This is a genomic window from Mesorhizobium sp. B2-1-3 (genome assembly GCF_006442495.1).
Taxonomy (GTDB): Bacteria; Pseudomonadota; Alphaproteobacteria; order Rhizobiales; family Rhizobiaceae; genus Mesorhizobium.
In genome coordinates this window covers 122,339-148,439 of the sequence record NZ_VFWL01000002.1, presented here as the reverse complement: position 1 = coordinate 148,439, position 26,101 = coordinate 122,339, and the positions used below count along the sequence as shown (strand labels likewise).

Sequence of the window (26,101 nt, the reverse complement as noted above, 5' to 3'; positions counted from 1 at the left end):
ACTCGGGCTCCTTTCACGTGAAGGCGTCGGGCATCGACCCCTTCTTCTTGGCGATGAAGTCCTTCAGCGCTTCGTCGATCGCCGGATCGAGATGCGGCGCCTCATAAGATTCCAGCCAGCGGCGGGCGAGTTCGTTGGCGCGCTGCGGCGCGGTCTTCTCGCCTTCGGCCAGCCACTGCTCGTATGAATTGTTGTCGGCGATGTTGGAGCGATAGAAGGCAGTCTGGAAATTCGCCTGCGTGTGGTCGCAGCCGAGATAGTGGCTGCCCGGCCCGACTTGGCGGATGGCGTCCATCGCCTGGCCGTTTTCCGACAGGTCGACGCCTTCGGAGAATTTTTGCGTCATGCCGAGCTGGTCGATGTCCATCATGAATTTTTCGTAGCAGGACGCCAGCCCGCCCTCGAGCCAGCCGGCCGAATGGAGGACGAAATTGGTGCCGGCCAGAATGGTCGAGTTCAGCGTGTTGGCGCTTTCATAAGCTGCCTGCGCGTCGGGGATTTTGGAAGCGCAGAGCGAACCGCCGGTGCGGAACGGCAGGCCGAGGCGCCGTGCGAGCTGTGCGGCGCCGTAGGATACCAGCGACGGCTCCGGCGTGCCGAAGGTCGGCGCGCCCGACTGCATCGAGATCGACGAGGCAAAAGTGCCGAACAGCACCGGCGCGCCCGGCCGGATCAGCTGCGTGAACGAAGCGCCGGCAAGCACCTCGGCAAGCACCTGGGTCAGCGTGCCGGCCACCGTCACCGGGCTCATCGCGCCGGCGAGGATGAACGGCGTGACGATGCAGGCCTGGTTGTGGCGCGCATAGACCTTCAGCGCGCCAAGCATGGTCTCGTCGAACACCATCGGCGAGTTGGCGTTGATCAGGCTGGTCAGGACCGTGTTGTTTTCGACGAAGTCGTCGCCGAACACCAGCTTGGCCATGGCGACCGTGTCTTCAGCACGTTCCGGCGCGGTGACCGAGCCCATGAACGGTTTGTCGGAATATTTGATGTGCGCGTAGATCATGTCGAGATGGCGCTTGTTGACCGGTACGTCGACCGGCTCGCACACGGTGCCGCCCGAATGGTGGATCGAAGGCGCCATGTAGGCGAGCTTCACGAAATTCTGGAAATCCTCGATCGTCGCGTAACGCCTGACGCCGTCGAGGTCGCGCACGAAGGGCGGTCCGTAGACCGGGGCGAAGACGGTGGCATTGCCGCCGATCTGCACCGAGCGTTCGGAATTGCGGGCATGCTGGGTGTAGATGGGGGGCGCGGTCTTCAAGAGCGAACGGCAGAGCCCCTTCGGGAAATGCACGCGTTCGCCCTTGACGTCGGCGCCCGCCTCTTTCCACAGCTGCAACGCCTCCGCATCGTCGCGGAAGATGATGCCGATTTCTTCGAGCACCGTGTCGGTGTTCTTCTCGATCAGCGCCAGGCCTTCCTCGTCCAGCACTTCATAGACGTTGATCTTGCGCTTGATGTAGGTGAGCTGGGTGCCGGGACCGCCGCCCGAACGCGCCGCCCGCCTTGCCGCCGCCCCGCCGCTGGCGCCGCGTCCACGTCGCGCGTTTGACGCTTCCTGGTCCACTGCCGCGTGTTCGCTCATGATCGTTCTTCCCTGAATTTGGACCGGCTTGACTAGCGCCCGGCCCGGAACCGTTGTGGCCGCCTATCGCGGCTTCCGGCGGATCGTAGCCATGCACCCTATTCGAAACGGCCCGTCCGCGCCAACGCCTGTCGCAAAATCGACAAGAAAACCGATAGATTTTTCAGTCGCTTTCCTTTTGCGGGAAGTCGCAAATCAGCTATGGATACCCGCCCCTTGCGGGTTAGGTATTGGCGCGTTGATTTTAAGCTGCCATGGTCGTTCCCGGCAGCAAGGAGCCTGAGAAACAATGTCCGACGACGAGATTATCCTCTCCGAGCTTTCCGACGACGAGTTGGTGCAGCAGATGCACGACGATCTCTACGACGGTCTGAAGGAAGAGATCGAGGAAGGCACGCGCATCCTGCTCGAGCGCGGCTGGGCACCCTACAAGGTGCTCACGGAAGCGCTGGTCGAAGGCATGCGCATCGTCGGCGAGGATTTTCGCGACGGCATCCTGTTCGTTCCCGAAGTGTTGCTGTCGGCCAATGCGATGAAGGCCGGCATGTTCATCCTGCGCCCGCTGCTCGCCGCCACCGGCGCGCCCAAGCAGGGCAAGATGGTGATCGGCACCGTCAAGGGCGACATCCACGACATCGGCAAGAACCTCGTCGGCATGATGATGGAAGGCGCCGGCTTCGACGTCATCGATCTTGGCATCAACAATGCGGTCGAGAAATATCTCGATGCCATCGAGCAGCACCAGCCGGACATTATCGGCATGTCGGCGCTGCTGACCACGACCATGCCCTACATGAAGGTCGTCATCGACACGATGAAGGAAAAGGGCATCCGCGACGACTACGTGGTCCTGGTCGGAGGCGCGCCGCTGAACGAGGAATTCGGCAAGGCGGTCGGCGCCGACGCCTATTGCCGCGACGCCGCTGTGGCGGTCGAGACCGCCAAGGACTACATGAAGCGCAAGCACAATGTGCGCGCTTCCGCCTGATACAAGGCAAGGCGGACGCTCAACAGACGAAGCCGCGCCTTGCAGCGCGGCTTTTTTGTTCCCAGATGTCGGGAGCGGCGGTCAGGGTTTCTTGACGGTATCGTCAACGGCTTTCGCGGTAGACTTGATATCCCTGCCGACGCCGCGAACGGTGTTGGCACAGGCCGAAAGGGCCAGGGCACAAGCCAGGATTGCGATTGGCGCAATGCGTAACAGTTTCATCGACGGTTTATCCCTCTCTCGGTAGATCGCCCCACAGCAACGAAAGCCGGCTCGGCTGGTTTCATGAAGATGCCCAGACCCAAGCAGAATCAAGCGGACAAGCTGCTCATCATCGCCTGCGGGATGATTGCGCGCGAGGTGTTGGCCGTCAAGGAACAGCTCGGGCTCCATCACCTCGAATTGACATGCCTTCCGGCCGAGTTTCATTTTTATCCGGACCGCATCGCGCCGGCGATGGACAAGGCCATCGAAAAGGCCAAGGCGGAAGGCTACAGCAACATCTTCGTCGGTTACGCCGATTGCGGCACCGGCGGCCTGCTCGATCGGGTCTGCGAGAAGCATGGCGTCGAACGCATGGCCGGTCCGCATTGCTTCGCCTTCTACCAGGGCATGGATGCCTACGCGAAGGTCGCCGACGACGACATGATGTCCTTCTACATGACCGATTTCCTCTGCCGCCAATTCGATGCCTTCTTCATGAAGCCGCTCGGTCTCGACAGGCATCCGGAGCTGATCAAGGACTATTTCGGCAATTACGAGAAGCTGATCTACCTGGCCCAGACCGACGATCCGGAGCTCGACAAGGTCGCGGAAAAGGCCGCGAAACTGCTTGGCCTCGTCTATGAGCGGCGCGCGACAGGCTATGGCGATCTGACGGCTGGGCTGGCCAAGGCCGCGGCTGACGTCTGACGCTGGCTGGGCTGCGGCCCTCTTGCGCGGCGATTGGCGATTATCGCCCTTTCCGAAGGCGAAGACAGGACGGATCGCCGCCTTCTACTGGAGAATGGCCTTGATCTGTTCCCAGGCCAATTGCCTTAATTTGGATCGCGGCGTGGTTTCGTTGTTAAGCACGGATGACAGCCTGCCGCGAATGGGTAAATTGCGCGCAAGCCATGCAAAGGCGCCGTCCAGCGGTCGGCTGCCGGACACCGACGAGGAATGCCGATGACCCTTCGCCCAATGCTTGCCGTTGCCGGCCTTCTCTGCTGCACCTTGCCCGCGCTTGCCGACGGCGAGGTGCAGAAGCTGATCACCGCCGCCGACAAGGCGCGGCTGGACAAATATGGCGAGACGCGCAAGGCGGCTCTTGCCGAGGCGAAGGCGGGCAATCCTGGCGAGGTCAGGCAGCTCGACGCCTTGCTGGCCAAGCCGCTGGTTGCTTTCTCCGACAAGGACCTCACCGGCAAATGGCAATGCCGCACCATCAAGGTGGGCGGGCTGAGCCCGCTCGTTATCTATGGCTGGTTCAAATGCAGGGTGACCGACGACGGCTCCGGCTGGCGGCTGGAAAAGCTCACCGGCTCGCAGCGCACCAAAGGCCGCTTCTTCGACGGCGGCGAAAAGCGCGCGATCTATCTCGGCTCCGGTTCCGTCAACAACGACCAGGCAAAACCCTATGGCAGCGGTCCTCGGACAGACCAGGTCGGCTACGCCTTCCGCAATAGCGCCGGGGAATGGCGCATCGAGTTCCCCGCTCCCTATTACGAATCGAAGCTCGACATCATGGAGTTCAAGCGCTGAGCGGAGCCTTCCTGACGGCTCCGGCATACCAAGGATTAACCCGCCTCGTCTAAGCTCCGGCCGTGGCAGTTGGTCCCAGGGGTGGCAAGATCAATGGCAATACCGGAAACCAATCCGACACCGATCGTGGTCGTTACCGGAGGAGGCCAGCACGTATGGGCAATGGTCAACGCCATTGCCGACCATGTCGGCCCTGTCATCGTCATCCTGGAAGTCCCTGAATCCAAAAAGCGATTGCTGCTTGGCCGTGCCCGTCGCCAGGGCTGGCTGCAGGCTATCGGCCAGTTCGGCACGATGGTGCTGAGCAGGCTGGGCAAGCGGCTCTACGCCAGCCATGCCGCCCGGTTGATTGCGCAGGAGAAGCTCGAGACCGAGCCGCGGCCGAGTCAGGAGATCATCCATGTTGCCTCGGCCAACGGGCCGGAATGTCTCGCGGCGATCCAGAGAATCCAGCCAGGCGTTGTCCTGCTTAACGGCTGCCGACTCCTGTCGAGGGACCTCTTGGCCAGGATGCCTTGCCCGGTGCTCAACTATCACGCAGGCATCACGCCGAAATATCGCGGCATGAATGGAGGCTACTGGGCTTTGGCATCAGGCGATTCCGCGAATTTCGGCACCACTGTGCATCTGGTCGATGCCGGCGTGGACACGGGCGGCGTGCTGAAACAGGCATACGGCCAGCCGAAACCAGGCGACACGATCTCAAGCTATGCGCTGCGCCAAACGGCGTTTTCGCGCGACATCTGCGTCGAGGCGATCAGCGATGCTCTGGCCGGAAAACTCGTGACGTTCGATCCAAGCCTGCCATCTAAACAGTGGTACCACCCGACGATCTGGTTCTATCTCTGGACCGGGCTCAGAACCGGCATCTGGTAGCGCTGGCGATACGGGCGATCGTATGCTATTGTCATACAAAATGTGGAGCCCTATCGATGTCCAGCATGGCGCCTGTCAGCGTTCGCGTCACCTCGGACGAGCGTGACATTCTCGAGGCCGCCGCCAAGCAGGCTCATACAAATCTGAGCGACTTCATTCGGCGCAAGGCTGTTGAGGCCGCCGAGATGGAGGTTTTGGGCGGTCGTGTCGTCGTTATTCCCGTCGTCGATTGGGAACAATTCGAGGCCTGGGCGAAATCGACACCAAAGACCGAGCCCAGACTGCAAAGGCTTGCTGCGTCCAGGCCAGTATGGCGGGACTGAAGCCACCCCGTCCGCTCGCCGGGGATGACGACTGGGACGCTTTCGATTGCGGTCGCGAGTCGTTGAACAACTGGCTTCGCCGTCATGCATGGCGCAACCAGCAGGATGGATTGTCGCGGACGAGCCTCGTCTGTGATTCCGAAACCGGTGGGATAGCGGCTTACGTTGCGCTGAGCGCTGGCCAGATCGAACGCGCATACCTGCCCAAATCGGCACAGCGTAATCGGCCTGACCCTATTCCGGTAATCCTGCTCGGCCAGTTGGCCGTCGATCGCAAATATCAGGGACGCGGCTGCGGGCGCTCCCTTCTCCTGTTTGCGCTCAGGACGGCGGTGCGGTTTTCCAGCAATATCGGCTGCTTCGGCGTTATCACACACCCGCTGGACGAAGGCGTAAGAGACTTCTATCGCGACTTCGCTTTTCAGGATCTTCCATTCGATCCCAAACGGAGCATGATCGTCCGCATTGCCGATCTGAGGCACAATGGCTTCGATGGCAGCATCGATCATTCCTGCTGATTTCTGCCTCAGGCCGACATTGAAGATTGCCTTTCATTTTACGACATCCAAATGCGTCGCTTTTGAATGCGCGCGCGTCGTCCCATAACAAGCGGCCCAATTGCGCATGCGGCAATGCTCGCAGATCGAGGAGTGAGAATTCATGGCCGATCTGATCGTCGTCTACTGGCGCGACATCCCTGCCCAGGTCATCGTCAGGAAAGGCCGCCAGAACGCCAAGCGCGAACTGCCGTTGCGCTTCACCGAGGCGATCGACATGTGCGCCATGCGCACCGGCGCCGGCGGCACCGACGACTATCTGGCCGAATGGCGCAAGGCCGATCCGGTTCCGGTCGGCGACGACCTCGAAGCCGAGGTCGAGAAGGCATTCCAGGACCTCGACGCGAAATATGACCGCGAGCGGCTGGTCGCTCTGGTGAAGGCGGGCGGCAAAGAAAATGTCTGAAACCATTCCCGCCAAGGAGAGCCCGGCGGCCCTCCAGCCGGTCACCCAGGCGACCCTGGTCAAGAAGGCGGCACCGAAATCCGACTACAAGCCGGCCGACGTGTCGCCACAGCGCCGCGTGCAGCGTTCTTTCGCGGTGAGATTATGGTCGGTCCGGCACTCGCGCCTGCTCGAATGGTTCTATGCCCGCTTCGCCGACACGTTCCTCCTGCTGCATCCCTTGTGGAAAGGCATAGGCTACAGCCGTGTCGAGGCCCCGGTGAAGTTTGTCGAAAAGCGCGTCAAGGGCTTCATGTTCGACTGCCGCATGTGCGGTCAGTGCATCCTGTCCTCGACCGGCATGTCGTGCCCGATGAACTGCCCCAAGCAGCTGCGCAACGGCCCTTGTGGCGGCGTGCGCGCCAACGGCAATTGCGAGGTCGAGCCCGACATGCCTTGCGTCTGGGTCAAGGCCTGGGAAGGGGCGCGCAACATGGAGCACGGTGACAGGATTCTTGCGGTGCAGAAGCCGGTCGACCAGTCGCTGCGCGAAACGTCCGCCTGGCTGCGCGTCACCGCTCAGGCGGCAGCCGCCCGTGAAGCCGCGGCCGATGCGAAGACCGGAGCGGCCGCATGATCGCCCGCCAGCGTGACGAGAACCCGGCCGGCATCCATCTGCCGCTCGACCCCTTGCCCGGCCACACCTCGCGCGGCCGGCTCGAACGCGTCCTGCGACGCGGTGAATTCGCGGTCACCACCGAGCTCAACCCGCCCGACAGCGCCGATCCCGAAGACGTCTACAACAGGGCGAAGATCTTCGACGGCTGGGTCGATGCCATCAACGCCGTCGATGCGTCGGGCGCCAATTGCCATATGTCGTCGGTCGGCATCTGCGCGCTCCTGACCCGCATGGGCTACGCACCGATCATGCAGATCGCCTGCCGGGACAAGAACCGCATTGCCATCCAGGGCGACGTGCTGGGCGGGGCTGCCATGGGCGTCGCCAACATGCTGTGCCTGACAGGCGACGGCGTGCAGGCCGGCGACCAGCCCGGCGCCAAGCCGGTGTTCGACCTCGATTCCATGTCGCTGCTCGAAACCATCCGCATCATGCGCGACAACGGCAAGTTCCTGTCCGGCCGCAAGCTCACCACGCCGCCGCAGTTGTTCCTCGGCGCGGCCGTCAATCCGTTCGCACCACCCTTCGACTTCCGCCCGATCCATCTCGGCAAGAAGATCGCCGCGGGCGCTCAGTTCGTCCAAACGCAGTATTGTTTCGACGTACCGATGTTCAAGGCCTTCATGCAAAAGGCACGCGATCTCGGCCACACGGAGAAAGTGTTCGTCCTGTGCGGTGTCGGACCGCTCGCCTCGGCCAAGACCGCCAAATGGATCCGCTCCAACGTGCCGGGAATACATATTCCCGATACCGTCATCAAGCGGCTGGAAGGCGCCCAGGACCAGAAGAAGGAAGGCAAGCAGCTCTGCATCGACATCATCAACGAGGTGAAGGAAATCCCAGGCGTTTCAGGCGTCCATGTGATGGCCTACCGCCAGGAGGAGTATGTCGCCGAGATCGTCGATGAATCGGGCGTGCTGAAGGGCCGCCAGCCGTGGAAGCGCGAAATCCGCCGCGACGACCAGATGGTCGCCGACCGGCTCGACCATATCCTGCACGACGATGTTACCGAAACCCAGGTGGACATGGTGAAGACCGCGCATTGACTTGCGGGACAGCCACCATTCGCTTGATCGACAAGAGATAACGATATAAAGAACTCTTTATATCACGACGGAGAGATTTCATGACCCGGACCATCGTTGCCTCGGCGACACGAGAAATCATCATCGGCTTCGACCAGCCCTTCTGCGTGATTGGCGAGCGCATCAACCCGACCGGCCGCAAGAAGCTCGCCGCCGAGATGATCGCCGGCAATTTCGAAACCGTCATCAAGGACGCGCTGGAACAGGCCGCTTGCGGCGCCACCATGCTCGACGTCAATGCCGGCGTCACCGCCGTCGACCCCAACGCGACCGAGCCGGCATTGCTGGTACAGACGCTGGAGATCGTCCAGGGCTTGGTCGACCTGCCGCTGTCGATCGACTCCTCGGTCACCGCCGCGATCGAGGCGGCGCTCAAGGTCGCCAAGGGCCGTCCGCTGGTCAACTCCGTCACCGGCGAGGAGGAAAAACTCGAAGCCATCCTGCCGCTGATCAAGAAATACAACGTGCCGGTCGTCGCCATCTCCAATGACGAGACCGGCATTTCGATGGATCCGGATGTGCGCTTCGCCGTCGCCAAGAAGATCGTGCAGCGCTGCGCCGATTTCGGCATTCCGGCGCATGACGTCGTCGTCGACCCGCTGGTCATGCCGATCGGCGCGCTCGGCGACGCCGGCCGCCAGGTGTTCGCCCTGCTGCGGCGCCTGCGCGAGGAACTGAAGGTCAACACCACCTGCGGCCTGTCCAACATCTCCTTCGGCCTGCCGCACCGCCACGGCATCAACGCCGCCTTCATCCCGATGGTGATCGGCGCCGGCATGACATCGGCCATCATGAACCCGGTGCGTCCGCAGGAAATGGAAGCCGTGCGCGGCGCCAACGTTCTGAACGGCACCGACGAGAATTGCACCAACTGGATTCGCACCTATAAGGATTACAAGCCGGCCGAAGGCGGCCAAGCGGTCGCCGCTCCGACGGCGGTCAATGCACCAGGCGAAGGCGGCGGCAATGGCGGTCGCCGTCGTGGCGGTCGTGAAGCCCGCATGGCAAGGGGATAAGCGCGCAATCGTGAATTCGCATACCAACATCACCGATCCGCTCGTGCTGTTCATGCCGTCGGGCAAACGCGGGCGGTTTCCGGTCGGCACGCCGGTGCTCGACGCCGCGCGCCAGCTCGGCGTCTATGTCGAGAGCGTGTGCGGCGGGCGCGCCACTTGCGGGCGCTGCCAGATCGAGGTGCAGGAAGGCAATTTCGCCAAGCACAAGATCGTCTCCTCCAACGACCACATCTCGCCCAAGGGGCCCAAGGAAGAGCGCTATGAGCGCGTGCGCGGCCTGCCGGAACGGCGCCGCCTCTCCTGCTCGGCGCAGATCCTCGGCGACCTTGTCATCGACGTGCCGCAGGACACGGTCATCAACGCACAGACCATCCGCAAGGATGCCGACACCAGGGTGATCGCGCGCGATACGGCAATCCGCATGTGCTATGTCGAAATCGAAGAACCCGACATGCACAATCCTTCAGGCGATCTCGACCGGCTCAAGATCGCGCTGATGAAGGACTGGAACTTCAAGAACCTCGAATTCGATTTCTATTTGCTGCCGCAGGTGCAGGGCATCTTGCGCAAGGGCAACTGGACCGCGACCGCCGCCATCCACAAGGATGCCGACAGCGATATCGCGCGCGTCATCGCTTTGTGGCCCGGCCTCAAGAACGAGGCCTATGGGCTGGCCTGCGATATCGGCTCGACCACCATCGCCATGCATCTGGTGTCGCTGCTGTCGGGCCGCGTCGCCGCTTCGTCAGGCACGTCGAACCCGCAGATCCGCTTCGGCGAGGATCTGATGAGCCGCGTCTCCTATGTGATGATGAACCCGGATGGCCGCGAAGGCATGACGGTCGCGGTGCGCGAGGCGATCTCGGGCCTCGTCGACAAGGTCTGCGCGGAAGGCAGTGTCCAGCGCAACGACATCCTGGATTCCGTCTTCGTCGGCAATCCGATCATGCACCATCTGTTCCTCGGCATCGATCCGACCGAACTCGGCGGCGCCCCCTTCGCGCTCGCCGTCTCGGGCGCGGTGCGCATCAAGGCCTCGGATATCGGCCTCAAGCTCAACCCGGGCGCACGCCTCTACATGCTGCCCTGCATCGCCGGCCATGTCGGCGCCGACGCGGCGGCGGTGACGCTGTCGGAGGGCCCGCATCGCCAGGACGAGATGATGCTGATCGTCGACGTCGGCACCAACGCCGAGATCGTGCTCGGCAATCGTGCCCGGGTCGTGGCTGCTTCCTCGCCCACCGGTCCGGCCTTCGAAGGCGCCGAAATCTCCGGCGGCCAGCGCGCCGCGCCCGGCGCCATCGAGCGCGTGCGCATCGATCCCGACACGCTCGAGCCGAAATACCGCGTCATCGGCTCTGAACTGTGGTCCGACGAGCCGGGTTTCCTCGACAGCGTGCAGGCGACCGGCGTCACCGGCATTTGCGGCTCCGGCATCATCGAGATCGTTGCGGAGATGTATCTGGCCGGCATCATTTCGGAAGACGGCGTCGTCGACGGATCGCTCAGCATGCGCTCGCCGCGTATCGTCGCCAACGGCCGCACCTTCTCCTACGTGCTGAAGGAAGGCGAGCCGAAGATCACCATCACCCAGACCGATGTGCGCGCCATCCAGCTCGCCAAGGCGGCGCTCTATGCCGGCACCAAGCTGTTGATGGAAAAGCAGAACACCGAGCATGTCGACCGCATCCACTTCGCCGGCGCCTTCGGCTCCTTCATCGATCCGAAATACGCCATGGTGCTGGGCCTGATCCCCGATTGCGACCTCGACAAGGTCTCGGCCGTCGGCAACGCCGCCGGCGCGGGCGCGCGCATGGCGCTGCTCAATCGCGGCTATCGTCGCGAGATCGAGGAGACGGTGAGCCAGATCGAGAAGATCGAGACCGCACTGGAGCCCAAATTCCAGGAGCACTTCGTCTATGCGATGGCGTTGCCGAACAAGGTCGATCCGTTCCCGAAACTGTCGGCGGCGGTGAAGCTGCCGCCGCGCAAGACGGTGAGCGAAGACGGCATCGCCGGCGACGCCACCCCGCGCCGGCGCTCGCGCGAAGGCCACGCCGCGCGACGTGGCCGGGAATAAAATTAGGGCACAATGCAACGCCGAGGCGCCTTGGCCGCTTGTCAGTCGTTTGCCTCATTCGATGGCAAGCGCAAGCTGGGCCGCTGAGCCAGCAACGGCATGCTTTTGACGCGCGACCGGTTGAGAAAGCCCGTCAGCGGCTTTTCAATCGACAGGTAAAGCATCGCGGAAAGCGCGATGCTGATCAAGGCAATCGGCGCCGGCTGCCAATTTGGCGGAACCCCAAGCCGCAGCATGATGCCAGTTACCACGACAACCACCAGCACATGCCACAAGTAGATCGAATACGAGGCACTACCAAAAAATGTAAGCAGGGCCACGGGGTTGAACGGTCTGGCACGCTCGGCAAAAACCGCTCCGGCAACGATCAGGGTCGCCGGAATACCCCAACGCAGAACACGAGGCAGCTCGGGGTCAAGCATCTGGATCGTCATCAACAGGAGAAATCCGCCAACAACCAGCGCCAGCGCCGGCACAAGCCGGAGCCGAATATCCTCCATCCACAGCCGCCCGATAACAATGCCGGCCGCGAACTCGAGCATGAGGGGAGAGGTAAAGCGGTAGCCTTTGAGCAGCAAGTTCGATGCGACCATCACCGTCAGCACGCCGATCAGCGCGGCAAAACGCTGCTTCTCGCTTAAAAAGAGCGCCAAGGCGAAAATGACGTAAAACATCATTTCATAGCACAGCGTCCAGCCCTGGATCACCACGGGATGAAGTACCCCATCCTGCACGATCGGAAGAAACACCAGCGAGCCGAAAAAATTTTCCGGGCTCAGCACATGTCCGTAGAGAAATTGCGGCTTGAGGAAAATTGCCAGCGCGGTCAGCACCGTGACGATCCAATAGAGCGGCACGATGCGAACAATCCGACGCCATATGAAACGCCGTGGATTGGCAGGGCGATCGGCCGTGGTCACCCACATGATGAAACCGCTGATGACAAAAAACAGGTCGACGCCAGCAGCACCGACCGCGAACGGACCGCCGAACTGTTCGTTGATGTGAAAGCAAACTACCGCGGAAGCGGCGAGTCCTCGAAGGTATTGGATACTGTGAATGTCATTCACGCCATACTCCTTACCCGCACCCCCGATGCTGCAATGCACAATAGCAGACATCCGCCATCTGCTGTCAACGGGCAAGCTAGGTAGGATCGCGGCACGCCCTCTTGGACGCGGCCAAGAAGCGATCGCTCGGGGGTGTCAATCGCCCTGCAATTTCATTTGTATGCAAATGTTTCCGGAATGACTGATCCGGAAACCAAATCACCGTTTTCGTGAAATCCGACCGATACATGGCAGGCGCATTTACCCGGCATCGAACGGCGGCCGAAGATAATCCTCGGCCGCCGCCGTTCTTCAAGGGAGATGAAAATGTCGATCTTCGAAAATCTCGGCCGCTACGGTGCGACCATCAGGCAGGCCCATGCCAGGAACAAGGCCGTCCGCGCCCTGAACAGCCTGCCGGCGCATGTCCAGAAAGACATCGGCTGGCCGGCCTCGCCGCCCAGCGACCCGCAGGCGGCGCTTTCCGCCCTGCTTTTGGGCTTTACGCGCTGATGACCTTCGCCGAAAAGTGCAAACTGCTCGGCACGCGCCGGAGCCCGCGAGGGGCTCCGGCCGTCACCAGCAACCGCCTGCGGGCAGCCCTTCTGCCGCAGCGCTGATCCCTCCCGCGAGAAATGCGGCGCCCATCACAGCGACGTGTGCACACAGCGTAAATCTTGACATCTTCGACCAGGGCACGATCTTCAAATATGAAGGGGACTTCTCTTAGTCGGCTGCCGCCGAAGTTCGTGTATCCGCATGCCAAGTTTGAAAAGCCACGTCGTATCCTTCGTGCTCAGGCACAGTCGCAAGAAGGCGTTTTCCAGCCCGGAAAACCTGCAGCGCTGGATCGCTGCGGCGCGCCGGACAGAGGACCATCACCCTCCGGTGTCAGTGCAGCAGCGCTTCAACATCGAGACGCGCACCGTCGACGGCTTTCCCGTCTACGAGATCGCCCCCAGGGCCGGCGAGCGCAAGCGGGTTCTCTATCTGCACGGCGGCGCCTATGTCTTTGAAATCACGCCCTATCATTGGCACCTGATCGCCGACATGGCCGACCGGCTGGGCTATGCCTTTACTGTGCCCATCTATCCCATCGCGCCCGAGCATGACTTCCACGCCATGTTCGGCATGGTCGGCGACGTCTATCGCCGGATGCTCGGCGAGACGGAGGCGGAAGACATAATCTTCATGGGCGATTCCGCCGGCGGCAACATGGCCGTGGTGCTCACCATGATGGCTGCCGAAGAAGGCCTGCCCTTGCCGTCGCGCCATGTGCTGATCTCACCCGGCCTCGACGTCTCGCTTGCAAACCCCGAGGTGTTCGAGGCGGAGCGGAACGATCCCTGGCTGGGCATCGCGGGCGGACGGGAGGCCATCCGGCTCTACAGTGCCGGAATAGACCCGACTGACTGGCATATCAGCCCCGTCTATGGCGATCTCTCGGTACTACCCAGGACATTGCTCCTGGCGGGTTCTCGCGATCTTCTCACGCCCGACAATCTGATCTTCGCACAAAAGGCGCGGGCCGCCGGCGTCGAGGTAGAGCTCGTGCACGAGGAAGGGATGTTCCACGTCTGGCCGCTGATCGATATGCCGGAATCGCGCCGCGCGCGCGAACGGATCGTGGCGTTTCTGACCGAGAACTCCTCGCCCCCTGTTGAAGGCGCCGGAGCAGGCTTCGAAGCGCCGTCCACCGAGGCTTCGGGGCAGAGCCTCCAGTCAGAGCACCCCGGTTGATCAGAACTTGCCGGTTTCCCGGAAGACTTCGAACGTCGCCCGGATGTGGTCGGCCACCGCCTTGACCGGCGCGCTGGCATCCGGCGCTACCACCATGGCGAGGTTGTAGGTGCCGATATCGGGCATGCCGTCCTTGGGACAGAGCTCGACCATGTCGTTGCCGAGGAAAGACTTCGGCAGCGGCGCCACGGCGAGATCGGACATGATGGCGGCGCGCTGGCCGGCCGTATGCGCGCTCATATACGCGATGCGGTAGTTGCGGCCCTCGCGGCTCAGCGCTTCGAGCGCCCCTGCCCGCCAGGCGCAGCCCTCTTCCCACAGCGACACCGGCAAGGGTTCGCGCAGATGCGCGCAGCCGCCCTTGGCGCCGGCCCAGACGATCGGCTCCGTCAACAGCACCTCGGCGCCGAGCGCACTGGTCTTGTAGGAATTGGTGAGCAGCGTGATGTCGAGCGCCCGGTCATCCATGCGCCGGCGCAGATTGCTGCTCTGGTCGATGGTGACGTCGACGGCGATCGATGGATGCGACTGCGCAAAACGCTTCAGCACATGCGGCAGCACGCGCTCGCCATAATCGTCCGGCGAACCCAGCCGCACCACGCCGACAATGTCGGGAATGATGAACTTGGACACCGCCTCGCGATTGATCGACAGCAGACGACGGGCATAGCCCAGCAGCATTTCCCCGTCGGTGGTCAGCGTCACCGAGCGCGCATCGCGCGCGAACACCGAGCGGCCCAGAATATCTTCCAGCTTCTTGATCTGCATGGAGACGGCCGAGGGCGTACGGAAGACGGCATTGGCCGCGGTGGTGAAGCTGCCGGTTTCGGCGATCGCCACGAAAGTGCGCAGCACGTCGAGGTCCAGCAGCGGCAGCGGATGATTGAGTGGGGCGTTCATGACGATCGACCTTCAATTTTTCTGATGCAAACTATCATTCCATTTCGTTTGATTGAACATCAGTTCGAGCGCATAGTCAACTCCATCGAAGCAGGATGCTGCCAAGGCAGCCACGAAACGATCACGACACAGACCTGCCTTCGACATGCAATGAAGCTGATACAGACCTGACGTAAGGCATTGCCGGGCACTTCCGCCCCGACATGAGGAGATCGAAATGTCTATCCTGTCATCCATCGGTCGGCTTGCGACCGAATTCAGCGCGGCCCGCGCCCGCTACCAGACCGAACGCGCCATCCGCTCCCTGCCGATCGAGCTGCAGAAGGATATTGGCTGGCCTGAAGCGGCCGACACGAAGGCCGGCATACGCGCCGGCGTCGGATCCTGGGCTGGAGCAAAGTAAACCGTGTGTATCATGCATTGAAGGCCTGCCGCGCAAACCGCCGGGCAGGTCTTCTTGTTTTACCGACCTATTTTGCCGTTTTATTTGCGTTCACATGAATTTCGGAGCCATGCTGCCGCTGCATGGCGCATATGAACAAGCCGCATAGCGGCTGGGTTTTGAGCTAACGCTTTGTAAGCTAACGAAAAATCCGGGAGTGCCTACAAAGGCTCCCGCCTTGCGTGTCGCTTTTCATATGAAGTGCTTCGCTTTTGCGATTTAGTTTTTACTTACACAAGCCTATATCCACGCCAGCAAACGAGCTGCCCCACTCCATCAAGCGAAGGCGACCCGTCTGAGCAACCGATTGGAGATGAACATGAAGCTTTTTGCCCGCCTTTTCCCTCGCCGCGAAATGAACCTGACCACGGCCCTCGAGCGCCAGCGCCTTGCCAACACCATGCCCGGCCAGACCGGCGCCATGGCTGCCGCACGCCTCGGTTTCGTCGCCTGAACCGATCCCGCAGGCAGCGCTCCTTCGCGCTGCCTGAATAGATGACGCCGCCCGGTTCCGCCGAGGCGGCGTTTGTTTGCACACCCCTGACGGCGCTTCCATCATGGACGGCGCCGCGGCTGCGCGGCATCGCAACACGATTGCCCATTTGCGACCCATGTCGCAAATTAAATCTTGCTAAAGCTCCTTAGCCGATTGACAAGGATGGTTTTTCCTGTTGTCGCTATGCTATTCGCGACATTCTGTTCGCGCCATGGCTGCGTGAGGTTCCCGTGAACGCCGTTAAGCATCCGATCAAGCGATCGTTTGTATTTTTTCTCATTCCCGACTTCACCATGATCGCGTTTGCGACGGCGCTCGACCCGCTGCGCTCGGCCAATCGCATGCTCGGCTACGAGGCCTATCGATGGCGCCTCGCCAGCATCGACGGCAAGCCGGTGCGCGCTTCGAACGGTGTCGAATGCGCGGTCAACACCTCGCTGGAGGAGGAGCGCAGGAAAATGGGAGGGCCGGATCGCCCCAACATGGCCATCGTCTGTAGCGGCACCAATGTCGAGCGCTATCAGAACAAGTCCGCTTTCGCCTGGCTGCGCGAGGAATACAATCGTGGCGTCTCCGTCGGCGGCCTGTGCACCGGAGCGCATGTTCTGGCCGCTGCCGGCCTGTTGTCCAACAAGCGCTGCGCCATCCATTGGGAGAACCTGCCGGGCTTCTCCGAGGCATTCCCGAAGGCCAATGTCTTTGCCGACCTGTTCGAGATCGACCAGAACATCTACACCTGCGCCGGCGGCACCGCCGCGCTCGACATGATGCTGAAGCTGATCGGCGACGATTTCGACGAGAATCTCGTCAACCGCGTCTGCGAACAGGTGCTGACCGACCGTGTGCGCAGCCCCACCGACCGCCAGCGCCTGCCGCTGCGCGCCCGGCTCGGCGTACAGAACTCGAAAGTGCTGACCATCATCGAACTGATGGAAGGCAATCTGTCGGAGCCGCTGTCGCTGATCGAGATCGCCGACCATGTCGACCTGTCGCGTCGCCAGATCGAGCGGCTGTTCCGCACCGAGATGGGACGCTCGCCGGCCCGCTATTATCTCGAAATCCGCCTCGACCGTGCAAGGCATCTCTTGATCCAGTCCTCGATGCCGGTGGTCGAGGTGGCGGTCGCCTGCGGCTTCGTTTCGGCCTCGCATTTCTCGAAATGCTACCGCGAGCTCTACGCCCGCTCGCCGCAGCAGGAACGCGTCGACCGCAAGCAGCTGCTGGCGGCATAGAGGCGCGCCTCAGAGCGCCTCTGCCGACCGCATCGCCTCGACACGTATGTCCTCGGTCAGCCGCGCCTTCAACACGGAGAATTCCGGACTGGTCTTCAGCGTGTAGTGGCGCGGGTGCGGCAGGTCGATGGCGACGTCCGACTTGATCCGGCCGGGCCTGGCCGTCATCACCACCACGCGCGATGCCATGAAGATCGCCTCCTCGATGTCGTGAGTGACGAACAGCACCGTCTTCTTGCGCCGTTCCCAGATGCCGAGCAGCAGTTCCTGCATCAGCCCGCGCGTCTGGTTGTCGAGCGCGCCGAACGGCTCGTCCAGCAAAAGGATCGCGGGGTCGTTGGCCAGCGCCCTGGCGATCGCCGTGCGCTGCTGCATGCCGCCGGAAAGTTGCTTCGGCCAGTGGTTCTCGAAGCCCTTCAGCCCGACGAGGTCGATATAGGAGGCGACGATTTCGCCCCTCTCCCGCTCGGCCATGCCGCGTTCGCGCAGGCCGAAGGCGATGTTTTCGGCGACCGTCAGCCATGGGAACAGCGTATAGGACTGGAAGACCATGCCGCGATCCGGCCCCGGCCGGGTCACCGCTTTGCCGTCGAGCAGCACGCGCCCTTCGCTCGGCGCCTCCAGCCCGGCGACGATGCGCAAGAGCGTCGACTTCCCGCATCCCGAAGGTCCCAGGATGGTGATGAAATCATTGGCCGCGACCGCCAGGTCGACAGGCATCAGCGCCTGGACCGGTGAGCCGCCGCGCACGCCGGCGAACGTGCGCGAGACGCCCTCGATGAGAAGCTTGCTCATGCCAGGCTCCATGGGAAGAGCCAGCGATTAAGCGCCTTGAAGGCAAGATCGGACAACAGCCCGATCAGCCCGATGACGATGATGCCGAAGATGATCTGGCCGGTTGCCAGTCGCGACTGGCTGTTGATGATCATATAGCCGATGCCCGACGACGAGCCGATCAGTTCAGCGACGATGACATAGGTCCAAGCCCAGCCGAGCACCAGCCGCAGCGTCTCGGCGATCTCGGGCGCATTGGCGGGCATGATTACACGCTTGACGATGCCGTTGTCGGTGGAGCCGAGCGTGTAGGCCGCCTCGACGAGATCGCGGCGCGTGGAGCCGACCTTTACCGCGATGATCAGGATGACCTGGGACACGGAGCCGACGAAGATGACCAGCAGCTTCTCCAGTTCGCCTATGCCGGCCCAAAGGATAAGCAGCGGAATGAAGGCCGAGGCCGGCAGGTAGCGGGCGAAGGAGACGAACGGCTCCAGGAACGCCTCGACAGGTTTCCACGCGCCCATCGCTATGCCCAGCGGCACGGCGACGGCCGATGCCAGCACGAAGCCGCCGAAGACGCGCCAGATGGTGATCAGTATGTCGAGCCAGAACCGGTCCTCGACCAGCAGCCGCCAGCCATCCCGCAGCATCGACAGCGGATCGGCGAGAAAGATGCGGTTGACGTGGCCGCCAAGCGTGATCCACGCCCAGAAAACGACGAACAGCACGAAGAAGGAAATGCCGAGCACGGTTCGCGTGCCCGGCGAGATCGGATGCAGGGGGCGCGGCATTTACAACGGTCCTTGTGGAAGCGAAACGGCGGCGCGGGGCGCCGCCGCAAGACAGCGGCCGCTCAGTTCGCCACGGCGCTGGTATCGGCCAGCGTGGAGACGTCAGGCGCTTCCTTGATCAGCCCCATCTGCAGCAGAAGCTCGCCGGCGGTCTTGGAGAAATCCTGGAACTCCTTGGTGAAGAACTGCTTGTTCTCCGCCCGGTCGGCCCATTTCAGGTACTTCGCCGAATCCTCGAACTCCTTGGCCGACTGTTTCACGTCCGCGCCCATGATGCCGTAGGATTTCTGCGGGTCCTTCTTGATCAGGTCGAGCGCGTCGAAATAGCTGTCGGCAAGCGCCTTGGCGGCGTCCGGATTGGCTTTGAGGAATTCGGGCGTGCAGCCGACCGTGTCGAGCACCATCGGGTAGTCGAGCGTGGTCGCCAATATGTGGCCCTGGTCGGCCTTGTCGCGCACCGCCGAGATGAACGGCTCATAGGTGACGGCCGCGTCGTTCTGGCCGGCAAGGAAGGCCTGCGCCGCCGCGTCCGGCTCGAGATTGACGACCGTGACATCCTTTGTCGACATGCCGTTCTTGTTCAGCACCCAGGCCAGCAGGAAATAGGGCGAGGTGCCCGGCGCCGAGGACGCGACAGTCTTGCCCTTGAGGTCGGCGACGGTCTTGATGTCGTTGCGCACCACGATGCCGTCGGCGCCATAGGATTTGTCGAGCTGGAAGATCTGCTTGGTGGTCACGCCGCTGGCGTTCCACACCTGCCATGTCTCGACCGTGGTGGCGGCGCATTGCAGGTCGCCGCTGGCGATGGCGAGCGGCCGGCTGGCCTGCGGCACTTTCTTCAAGGTCACGTCGAGGCCGTGCTTCTCGAAGAGTCCCGCCTGTTTGGCGAGCGTCAGCGGCGCGAAGCCGGTCCAGCCGCTGATCCCGATAGTGACCGATGTGGCGGCCGTCGCCGGCGCGGACAAGCCGGCGGCAAGCGCCAGCGTAAGGATAATGGTCCTGTTCATGTCAGTTCCCCTTTGTTTTCTCTGGGGGAATGTTCACGGACGCCGCCCGGCTGTCAATGAACAGGGCCGTGTTTGCCCACATCGTCGGCGACGAAGGTTCGCCTTGCCGCCACAAAACGGCAAGGCCGAGGACCTTGTCGTCAATACTGGTCGCAGTAGCACTCCGCGGACGAGATTCGGTCGTTCCAGTCGCTACCGCCGAAATCGCGGACCCTGCGCCTGATCTCGATCGATCGGCCTCCCCTGCGCGAATCCTCATAGGCAACGAGAGTGCAGCCTCGGCGAACGATCACCGACGACACGCGGTCGTTCCAGAACTCGCGGCCGCGAAAATTGACCGAATCGTCGGCCCCGAGCGCGATCGACCGTCCGCGAAAATTGCCATTTTCGAACATGATGCAGGCGGCCTGATCGTCGTATTGGGCGCTGGCGCCGTCGGCGTAAAGCATGGACGCGACCGCAGTCAGGATGGCTAGACGTCTCATCTGGTGTTTCCTCGGTTTGACCGCGTCACCCCGCCCGCCGGATGGCGCGGCAAGGCCAGTTTGCCACTGCTTCTGCCGGACTGGCAAGCCTGGAACAGTTCGGCATTTCACGGAAACGCCGAACCGCTTTAACTATTTTTTTCAATCAATTCCAAAGGGAAAGCGTTACGCGCGTACCGGGAAAGCGCTATGCGCTTTTTCTGGAATTTCTCAGCGGCTATCGAGCATCCAATTGCGGTTGCGCCACATCTTTTCGCCGACCAGGCAATCGCTGGCCTGTTCGGCCTGCGCCAGCACCACCGGCGGACGGTCGGCCTGGTCAACCGGCCGCGGCGAGGCCGGGCCGGCGAGCTCAAGCACAAGCTTGCGGCGGATAGCTTCGGGAAACTGCGTCCAGTCGTTGACCGGAACCATGAAGGCTCCGGGACCGCCAATGACGCAGTCGCTGTAATAGCGGTCGAGATCGTTGACATCGTAGGCGCTGGTGAAGCCGCCGCGGGTCATCAGCGGCAAGCCGTTTATGACGATGCCTTGCTTGACCACCTCGTCGCGGATGATATCGACCGGCGCGCCCTGGTTGTTGGGGCCGTCGCCGGAAATATCGATGACCCGCTTCGTCCCTTGAAAGCCACTTTCGGCGAAAAGGTCCGCGCCGAATTCCAGCGCGCCGGAGATCGACGTGCGCCGCGCGCTGTTGGGAGGCTGGGCGGACAGCCGCGCCACCACCTGCTCGGCGTCGGCGCGAGTGGAGATCACCGTCCACGGCACGATGACGTGCTGCGAGTTGGTGCCAGCCCATTCGACATAAGTAACGGCGATCCTGCCATAAGCGCCGGCGGCGATGGCTTGCAGCACATGATCGTGCGTCAATGCAGCCGCGTAGCCGCGACGCTGGATCTCGAGCTCGTCCGCCGACATGGACAGCGAGACGTCGACCGCCAGCACCAGTTCGACGTCGACGGGTTCGTCCGCGAGCGACACAGGGGCCAGCCACAGCATCAGCGCCAGGGCGGCGGCGCCTGAAAGCAGATGTCTTGCGCGAGCAAAAGCAGACATGCCGCAGGGTAAGCCAGAATCGCCAGCCGAAAAAGAGAAAAGCCCGACCATAGCCGCCGGGCTTATCAAAATTTGCTCACGAGCCCTGCTGGGAGGTTGCCTAGCTTCTCGGCTTCAGATTCTCCGGATCGTAGAGCGGCTTGTAGCCGACCCCGGCGACCTCGACCGGATAGGTCTCGCCGAAATACTCCACCTTCAGCTTGCGGCCCTCTTGGGCATAGGCCCATGGCAGATAGGCGAGCGCGATGTTCTTGCCGATGGTCGGGCCGTAGGCGACCGACGTGGTGAAGGAACGGCGGCCGAGTTCGTCGACCAACGTCTCGCCGGTCTCGGGGTCCAGCACCGGCATCGTGCCCACCGGATAACGCGCCACACCCTTGGAATCGGTGTTTTCGGTCATCACCAGCGTGCACAGCATCGCCGGCTGGTGCTCGCGGGCGCGGTATTCCAGGTGCTTGGCCTTGCCGCAGAAGTCGTTCTCCTTGACTTTCGGGCGGGCAAGATCGGCCTCGAGCAGGTTGTACTCGGTGAGCAGATCGGCATTCTGCAAACGCAGGCTCTTTTCCATGCGCCGCGTATTGGCATAGGTCTCGACGCCGAACGGCATGACGCCGGTCGAGCGCAGCGCGTCCCAGACGGCCAGGCCGTCCTCGTAGCGCATGTGCAGTTCCCATCCCTGTTCGCCGACATAGGAGATGCGGAAGGCGGTGACGTCCTTGCCGGCGATCCGGATCGGCTTGATCGCGGCGAACGGGAAATTCTCCAGCGCAAGGCCCTCGGGATTCTCGACCACCTTTTGCAGGGTTGCTCGCGCGTTCGGGCCCCAGATGCCGATGGTGACGTATTTTTCCGTCACATCGGTGATGGTGACATCGAAACCTTTATCCTGCGCGGTGCGGCGCATGTACTGGAAGTCGCGCGGGCCGGCGTCCGCGCCATCGATCAAACGGCAGCGGTCGGCCATGCGGATGACCGTGAAGTCGGCGCGCACCATGCCTTCCTCGTCGAGGAAGTGGGTGTAGATGCCCTTGCCGATATTGTTGTCGCCGCCGATCTTGGCCGCGCACAGCCACTCCAGCAGCGCGACGTGGTCGCGTCCCTCGATGTCATACATCGAAAAGTGCGACAGGTTGACGATGCCGCAGTCTTCGCTCATCGCCAGATGCTCGGCATTGGACACGCGCCAGAAATGGCGGTTGTCCCATTCGTTCTCGCGCACCGGCACCCGGTTGGCGTATTTCTCCAGAAGATGCTCGTTGGCGGCATAGCCGTGCGCGCGCTCCCAGCCGCCCAGCTCCATGAAATAGCCGCCGAGTTCCTTCTCGCGCTCCCAGAACGGCGAGCGCCTGATATTGCGGCCCTTGGAGAAGGGCTCGCGCGGATGCACGGCAGGATTGTAGACCTTCATCGCCGTCTCGGTGCAGCGATCCCAGATGAACTGCTCCTTGGTCTGGTGCGGATAGAAGCGCGCATAGTCGATCGCGTGATGGTCGATCGAGGTGCGGCCGTCCGTCATCCAGTCGGCGATGAGCTTGCCCATGCCGGGGCCGTCCTTGACCCAGATGGCGACGGCATACCACAGCCCCCTCACCTTCTGGCTCTCGCCCATGGACGGGCCGCCATCCGCCGTCACCTGCAGCAGGCCGTTGAAGGAATGGCTTTCGTTATAGCCGAGTTCGCCCAGGATTGGCGTCAGTTCCATGGCGCGCTCCAGCGGCGCCAGGATCTGCTCCATGTCGAGATCGCGCTGCGAAGGCGAAAGCCGGGCCTGGTCCTTCTCGAGCAGGTCGCGCGGATGGCAAAGGCGCGGATTGGTCTCTTCGTAATAACCCCATTCGATCTGCCCGCCCTCGGCGGTCTTGGGGTCGCCGGTGTCGCGCATATAGGCCGAATTGCCCTGGTCGCGCAGCAGCGGCCAGCCGATCTCCTTGCCCGTGCCGGCGAACTCGTTGTAGGGCCCGAAGAAGGTGAGCGGATGGTCGATCGGCATGACGGGCAGGTCCTCGCCCACCATCTCGGCGATCAGCCGGCCCCAGATGCCGGCGCAGACGATGACGTAGTCGGCCTCGATGGTGCCGCGGTGGGTCACCACGGCGCTGATGCGGCCGTCCTTGACGACGAGCGACCGGGCCGGCGTGTTGGCGAAGGATTTGAGCTTGCCCGAGGCTTCCGCCTGGTCGACGAGCTTGCCGGCGACCGTCTGCGAGCGCGGGATGACCAGGCCGGCGTCGGGATCCCACAGGCCGCCCTGCACCATTGCCTCTTCGATGAGCGGAAATTTCTCCTTGATCTCGGCGGGTTCGATCAGCCGGGCGCGCGTGCCAAAAGCCTTGGCCGAAGCGATCTTGCGCTTGATTTCGTCCATGCGGCTGTCATCGCCGACGCGCGCGACTTCGAGGCCGCCGATGCGCGCATAATGGCCCATCTTCTCGTAGAAATCGATGGAGTAGAGCGTCGTCCAGCAGGACAGGAAATCGTGGCTGGTGGTGTAGCAGAAGTCGGAAGCGTGCGCCGTCGAGCCGATGTCGGTCGGGATGCCTGATTTGTCGATACCGACAATGTCGTCCCAGCCGCGTTCGATCAGGTGATGGGCGATTGACGCGCCGACAATGCCACCCAGGCCGATGATGACGACCTTCGCCTTGTTCGGAAACTCTGCCATTGCCCGCGACTCCAGGTGCTGTTGCGGGCGGCGTCGGCGCCCGTCTGATCGGCGCACAATATGCAGACGACGATGAGCGCGCTACCGCCTGTTTGCGACACGCCGCGAATGCGTCGCGACCCAGTTTGGATCAGGGAAAATCTCTGCGGTCAGGCGAAGGCCCAGATGTCCTCGGCCTGGAAACCGACCTGATAACCGGCGGTCTTGAGCTTGACCACGACCTGGCCGATCTCCGGAGCGGGCAGTGCGCCGACCTCGACCTTGATCATGCCCGGACGGTAGCGTTGGAGATCGAGTTGCTCGAAGACCATCCAGTCTGCGCCCTCGCAATCGACGAGGAAGGCGTCGATATGGCTGATGCCGTTGCGGTCGAGCAATGTCTGCAAGGTCTCGGACGGCACTTCGATGTCCCTGAGATAGGGCGCGAATTTGTTGAAATTCACGTCATCCTCGCCCCAGGCATTCTTGCCCGACATCAGGTTGGTGTCGGTAACCGAGGAGCAGCCGATGAACTCGATCGGCAGCGTGCCGGCCTCAAGCGCGGCGGCATCGAAGGTGTGGACGGTGATCGTCCCCCTTATTTTCGTGACGGCAACCGGCTCGATGATGAAGCGGCTGGTATCGGGATAATTGGCGCGCAGGCGCTTCTGGTTATAGGGGATCGGCTCGACCAGCAGGGCACGGGCGCCCGGTATGCGATGCAGCCACGGCGTGACGTCGTCGAACAGGGCGCCGTCGCAGGCACCGACATTGACCATCTGGAAAGGCCGCCTTGTCCCGCCGAAGCGCGCTTTCAGTGCCGCCCCGGCCAGGAATTTCGTGCCGCGCAGCGACGGACCGCGGTCGAGCAAACCAGCCGGAAGGCCAAGCGACAGCGCGATGCGCGTCAGGCTGGATAGCGAACTCATGGCGTGTCTCCGGGAATGGCATGCAAGGCGGCGCGGTGCTGGCCGCGGGCGATCGTCGCCCACAGCGCCATGAAAGGGGCGGCCAGCAGCAGGAATGGCGGGACCAGATGCGGGAAATAGATGCGCGTGTCGTGGATCGGGAAGACGGTGAATTTAGCCAGCGCGCCGAGCACGAGCGCCGCGAACAGAATGCCGGCGCGTCGGTTGATCCGGAAGCCGGCACGGCCGACCGCGTACCAGCCGGCCAGCGCCAGCACCGAGACGCCGACCCAGCTGTTCAGGTTGACGGCGCGCAGCAGCGATGCGGCAAATGCCTTGAGATAGGCAACGACGGAGAACGGCGGCTCGAACCCGTCCATATTGTAGTGCTGCTCGACGCTGGAGAACCACAGATGCGGCCACCAGCCAGGATGATGCGCCCAGTGCGAGATGGCGAAATAGGCGACGAAGGACGCCGCAAAACCGACCAGCGCACCCCATGCCTGCTGCCGGAAGGCGATGAGCAGAACGGCGAAAACGGCAAGAAAGACAATATTGTCCGGCCGCACCATGAAGGCGAGGAAGAGCAGGATCGCCGTCGCCGCCTCGCGGCCCCTGACATAGGCGTAAAGCCCGCCGAGCAGCAGCGCCGAAGTCAGCAGATCCGGCGTCGAGGCGCGCGCCGCATCGCCGAAATCGGCCATGATCAGCACCGCGCCGATCACCGGCGCCAGCGCCAAGGCCTTTTCCGAGCGCAGCCAGAGCAGCGTGATCGCGCCGAACAGCAGCACCGAGGCCACCTGCACCAGCCGCATCGCTTCGACCGGCGACATCGCCGCGCTCAGCGTCGACAGGATCTCGGCGTAGAGGAACTTGATCCGGTACATGCCGAGCAACGAATGGAAGTCGGCGGCATTCTCCGCCATGTGGCTGCGGAAGCCGCCGCCATCATCGGTCAGCGTCTTGTAGTCATCTGCCGAGACCCCGGCCTTGACGGTTTTGTAGGCATAATCATGCAGCGCCTGCGCATCCGGGTATGTGCCTTCCTCTGATATGGCGAGATAGGGCAGCATGTCCCAATTGGCATCGGGCATCACCCAGGCCGTCAGCGCCGTCAAAAGGATGTAGAGCGCGAAAGCCGCCGCGCCGATGGGTGCCGCCAGCCGCGCATAAGTCCCCTCGCCCCACGCCAGGCCGGCCGCTGTGAGCCGGTCGAGCGGGTTTTGCGGAGTGGGCGCCTTGGTCAGCATCGTCGTG

The 26,101-nt window shown here is 62.7% G+C and carries 27 protein-coding genes; 16 read left to right on the top strand and 11 right to left on the bottom strand.

Annotation, left to right across the window (positions count from 1 at the left end; genetic code table 11):
- Nucleotides 1-13 precede the first annotated feature (13 nt).
- Nucleotides 14-1,588 carry a trimethylamine methyltransferase family protein gene (locus FJ973_RS05250; RefSeq protein WP_140495659.1) on the bottom strand — a complete coding sequence of 525 codons (1,575 nt, stop codon included), beginning with the start codon at nt 1,586-1,588 and terminating at the stop codon, nt 14-16.
- A gap of 289 nt (nt 1,589-1,877) precedes the next feature.
- Between FJ973_RS05250 and FJ973_RS05245 the strand changes: the two genes are divergently transcribed.
- The 11 genes from FJ973_RS05245 (at nt 1,878) to FJ973_RS05190 (ending at nt 11,320) form a co-directional block, all read left to right on the top strand.
- Nucleotides 1,878-2,576, top strand: coding sequence for a B12-binding domain-containing protein (locus FJ973_RS05245; RefSeq protein WP_140495658.1), 699 nt, complete (start codon nt 1,878-1,880; stop codon nt 2,574-2,576).
- A 285-nt stretch (nt 2,577-2,861) separates the two neighbouring features.
- Complete coding sequence (locus FJ973_RS05235) at nt 2,862-3,488, top strand: DUF1638 domain-containing protein (protein ID WP_140555044.1); 627 nt, start codon at nt 2,862-2,864, stop codon at nt 3,486-3,488.
- A 255-nt stretch (nt 3,489-3,743) separates the two neighbouring features.
- Complete coding sequence (locus FJ973_RS05230; RefSeq protein ID WP_140555043.1) at nt 3,744-4,319, top strand: DUF4893 domain-containing protein; 576 nt, start codon at nt 3,744-3,746, stop codon at nt 4,317-4,319.
- Nucleotides 4,320-4,412: 93 nt separating this feature from the next.
- Entirely contained in the window at nt 4,413-5,195 is a 783-nt protein-coding gene (locus FJ973_RS05225) for a formyl transferase (protein WP_140555042.1), read from the top strand.
- Between the two features lie 56 nt (nt 5,196-5,251).
- Entirely contained in the window at nt 5,252-5,518 is a 267-nt protein-coding gene (locus tag FJ973_RS05220; protein WP_140521108.1) for a DUF6290 family protein, read from the top strand.
- Nucleotides 5,506-6,036 carry a GNAT family N-acetyltransferase gene (locus tag FJ973_RS05215; RefSeq protein WP_140555041.1) on the top strand — a complete coding sequence of 177 codons (531 nt, stop codon included), beginning with the start codon at nt 5,506-5,508 and terminating at the stop codon, nt 6,034-6,036. Before FJ973_RS05220 ends, FJ973_RS05215 begins: the two co-directional genes overlap by 13 nt.
- Nucleotides 6,037-6,178: 142 nt before the next feature.
- Nucleotides 6,179-6,481 carry a virulence factor gene (locus FJ973_RS05210; RefSeq protein WP_140555040.1) on the top strand — a complete coding sequence of 101 codons (303 nt, stop codon included), beginning with the start codon at nt 6,179-6,181 and terminating at the stop codon, nt 6,479-6,481.
- Nucleotides 6,474-7,097 carry a methylenetetrahydrofolate reductase C-terminal domain-containing protein gene (locus FJ973_RS05205; RefSeq protein ID WP_140555039.1) on the top strand — a complete coding sequence of 208 codons (624 nt, stop codon included), beginning with the start codon at nt 6,474-6,476 and terminating at the stop codon, nt 7,095-7,097. Before FJ973_RS05210 ends, FJ973_RS05205 begins: the two co-directional genes overlap by 8 nt.
- A complete protein-coding gene (locus tag FJ973_RS05200; RefSeq protein ID WP_140495649.1) occupies nt 7,094-8,185 on the top strand; it encodes a methylenetetrahydrofolate reductase in 1,092 nt (363 codons plus the stop codon). The genes FJ973_RS05205 and FJ973_RS05200 overlap by 4 nt, the downstream gene beginning before the upstream one ends.
- A gap of 80 nt (nt 8,186-8,265) precedes the next feature.
- Nucleotides 8,266-9,240 carry a methyltetrahydrofolate cobalamin methyltransferase gene (locus FJ973_RS05195; RefSeq protein WP_140495648.1) on the top strand — a complete coding sequence of 325 codons (975 nt, stop codon included), beginning with the start codon at nt 8,266-8,268 and terminating at the stop codon, nt 9,238-9,240.
- The gene (locus FJ973_RS05190; protein WP_140495647.1) at nt 9,191-11,320 is read left to right on the top strand and encodes an ASKHA domain-containing protein; all 2,130 of its coding nucleotides are present in this window, start codon (nt 9,191-9,193) and stop codon (nt 11,318-11,320) included. Before FJ973_RS05195 ends, FJ973_RS05190 begins: the two co-directional genes overlap by 50 nt.
- Nucleotides 11,321-11,361: 41 nt before the next feature.
- Here FJ973_RS05190 and FJ973_RS05185 read toward each other — a convergent pair whose 3' ends face one another.
- On the bottom strand, nt 11,362-12,390 hold the full coding sequence (locus FJ973_RS05185) for an acyltransferase (protein ID WP_246675823.1): 1,029 nt from the start codon (nt 12,388-12,390) through the stop codon (nt 11,362-11,364).
- 306 nt (nt 12,391-12,696) lie between these two features.
- Here FJ973_RS05185 and FJ973_RS05180 point away from each other — a divergent pair, with 306 nt between their 5' ends.
- Entirely contained in the window at nt 12,697-12,882 is a 186-nt protein-coding gene (locus FJ973_RS05180) for a hypothetical protein (RefSeq protein ID WP_140555037.1), read from the top strand.
- 246 nt (nt 12,883-13,128) lie between these two features.
- Nucleotides 13,129-14,109 carry an alpha/beta hydrolase gene (locus tag FJ973_RS05175; protein ID WP_140555036.1) on the top strand — a complete coding sequence of 327 codons (981 nt, stop codon included), beginning with the start codon at nt 13,129-13,131 and terminating at the stop codon, nt 14,107-14,109.
- Here FJ973_RS05175 and FJ973_RS05170 read toward each other — a convergent pair whose 3' ends face one another.
- Nucleotides 14,110-15,009: a LysR substrate-binding domain-containing protein gene (locus FJ973_RS05170; protein ID WP_140495644.1), complete on the bottom strand. Its 900-nt coding sequence runs from the start codon at nt 15,007-15,009 to the stop codon at nt 14,110-14,112.
- Between the two features lie 217 nt (nt 15,010-15,226).
- Between FJ973_RS05170 and FJ973_RS05165 the strand changes: the two genes are divergently transcribed.
- The 3 genes from FJ973_RS05165 to FJ973_RS05155 all read left to right on the top strand — a co-directional run bounded on the left by FJ973_RS05165 (nt 15,227) and on the right by FJ973_RS05155 (nt 17,179).
- A complete protein-coding gene (locus tag FJ973_RS05165) occupies nt 15,227-15,412 on the top strand; it encodes a hypothetical protein (RefSeq protein ID WP_140495643.1) in 186 nt (61 codons plus the stop codon).
- A gap of 358 nt (nt 15,413-15,770) precedes the next feature.
- Entirely contained in the window at nt 15,771-15,905 is a 135-nt protein-coding gene (locus FJ973_RS31565; protein WP_127853696.1) for a hypothetical protein, read from the top strand.
- A gap of 272 nt (nt 15,906-16,177) precedes the next feature.
- A complete protein-coding gene (locus FJ973_RS05155) occupies nt 16,178-17,179 on the top strand; it encodes a GlxA family transcriptional regulator (protein ID WP_140495642.1) in 1,002 nt (333 codons plus the stop codon).
- Between the two features lie 9 nt (nt 17,180-17,188).
- Here FJ973_RS05155 and FJ973_RS05150 read toward each other — a convergent pair whose 3' ends face one another.
- The 8 genes from FJ973_RS05150 to FJ973_RS05115 all read right to left on the bottom strand — a co-directional run bounded on the left by FJ973_RS05150 (nt 17,189) and on the right by FJ973_RS05115 (nt 26,094).
- A complete protein-coding gene (locus FJ973_RS05150; RefSeq protein ID WP_140516345.1) occupies nt 17,189-17,974 on the bottom strand; it encodes an ABC transporter ATP-binding protein in 786 nt (261 codons plus the stop codon).
- A complete protein-coding gene (locus tag FJ973_RS05145) occupies nt 17,971-18,747 on the bottom strand; it encodes an ABC transporter permease (RefSeq protein WP_140555035.1) in 777 nt (258 codons plus the stop codon). The genes FJ973_RS05150 and FJ973_RS05145 overlap by 4 nt, the downstream gene beginning before the upstream one ends.
- Nucleotides 18,748-18,809: 62 nt before the next feature.
- Nucleotides 18,810-19,754, bottom strand: coding sequence for an ABC transporter substrate-binding protein (locus FJ973_RS05140; protein WP_140555034.1), 945 nt, complete (start codon nt 19,752-19,754; stop codon nt 18,810-18,812).
- 140 nt (nt 19,755-19,894) lie between these two features.
- Nucleotides 19,895-20,239 carry a peptidase inhibitor family I36 protein gene (locus tag FJ973_RS05135; protein ID WP_140495638.1) on the bottom strand — a complete coding sequence of 115 codons (345 nt, stop codon included), beginning with the start codon at nt 20,237-20,239 and terminating at the stop codon, nt 19,895-19,897.
- 210 nt (nt 20,240-20,449) lie between these two features.
- Nucleotides 20,450-21,295, bottom strand: coding sequence for a DUF1194 domain-containing protein (locus tag FJ973_RS05130; RefSeq protein ID WP_140495637.1), 846 nt, complete (start codon nt 21,293-21,295; stop codon nt 20,450-20,452).
- A 100-nt stretch (nt 21,296-21,395) separates the two neighbouring features.
- Complete coding sequence (locus tag FJ973_RS05125; protein ID WP_140555033.1) at nt 21,396-23,957, bottom strand: FAD-dependent oxidoreductase; 2,562 nt, start codon at nt 23,955-23,957, stop codon at nt 21,396-21,398.
- 149 nt (nt 23,958-24,106) lie between these two features.
- Nucleotides 24,107-24,865, bottom strand: a complete 759-nt coding sequence (locus FJ973_RS05120) for an FkbM family methyltransferase (RefSeq protein ID WP_140521114.1) — start codon at nt 24,863-24,865, stop codon at nt 24,107-24,109.
- A complete protein-coding gene (locus FJ973_RS05115) occupies nt 24,862-26,094 on the bottom strand; it encodes a DUF2029 domain-containing protein (protein WP_140555384.1) in 1,233 nt (410 codons plus the stop codon). Before FJ973_RS05115 ends, FJ973_RS05120 begins: the two co-directional genes overlap by 4 nt.
- Nucleotides 26,095-26,101: the final 7 nt, after the last annotated feature.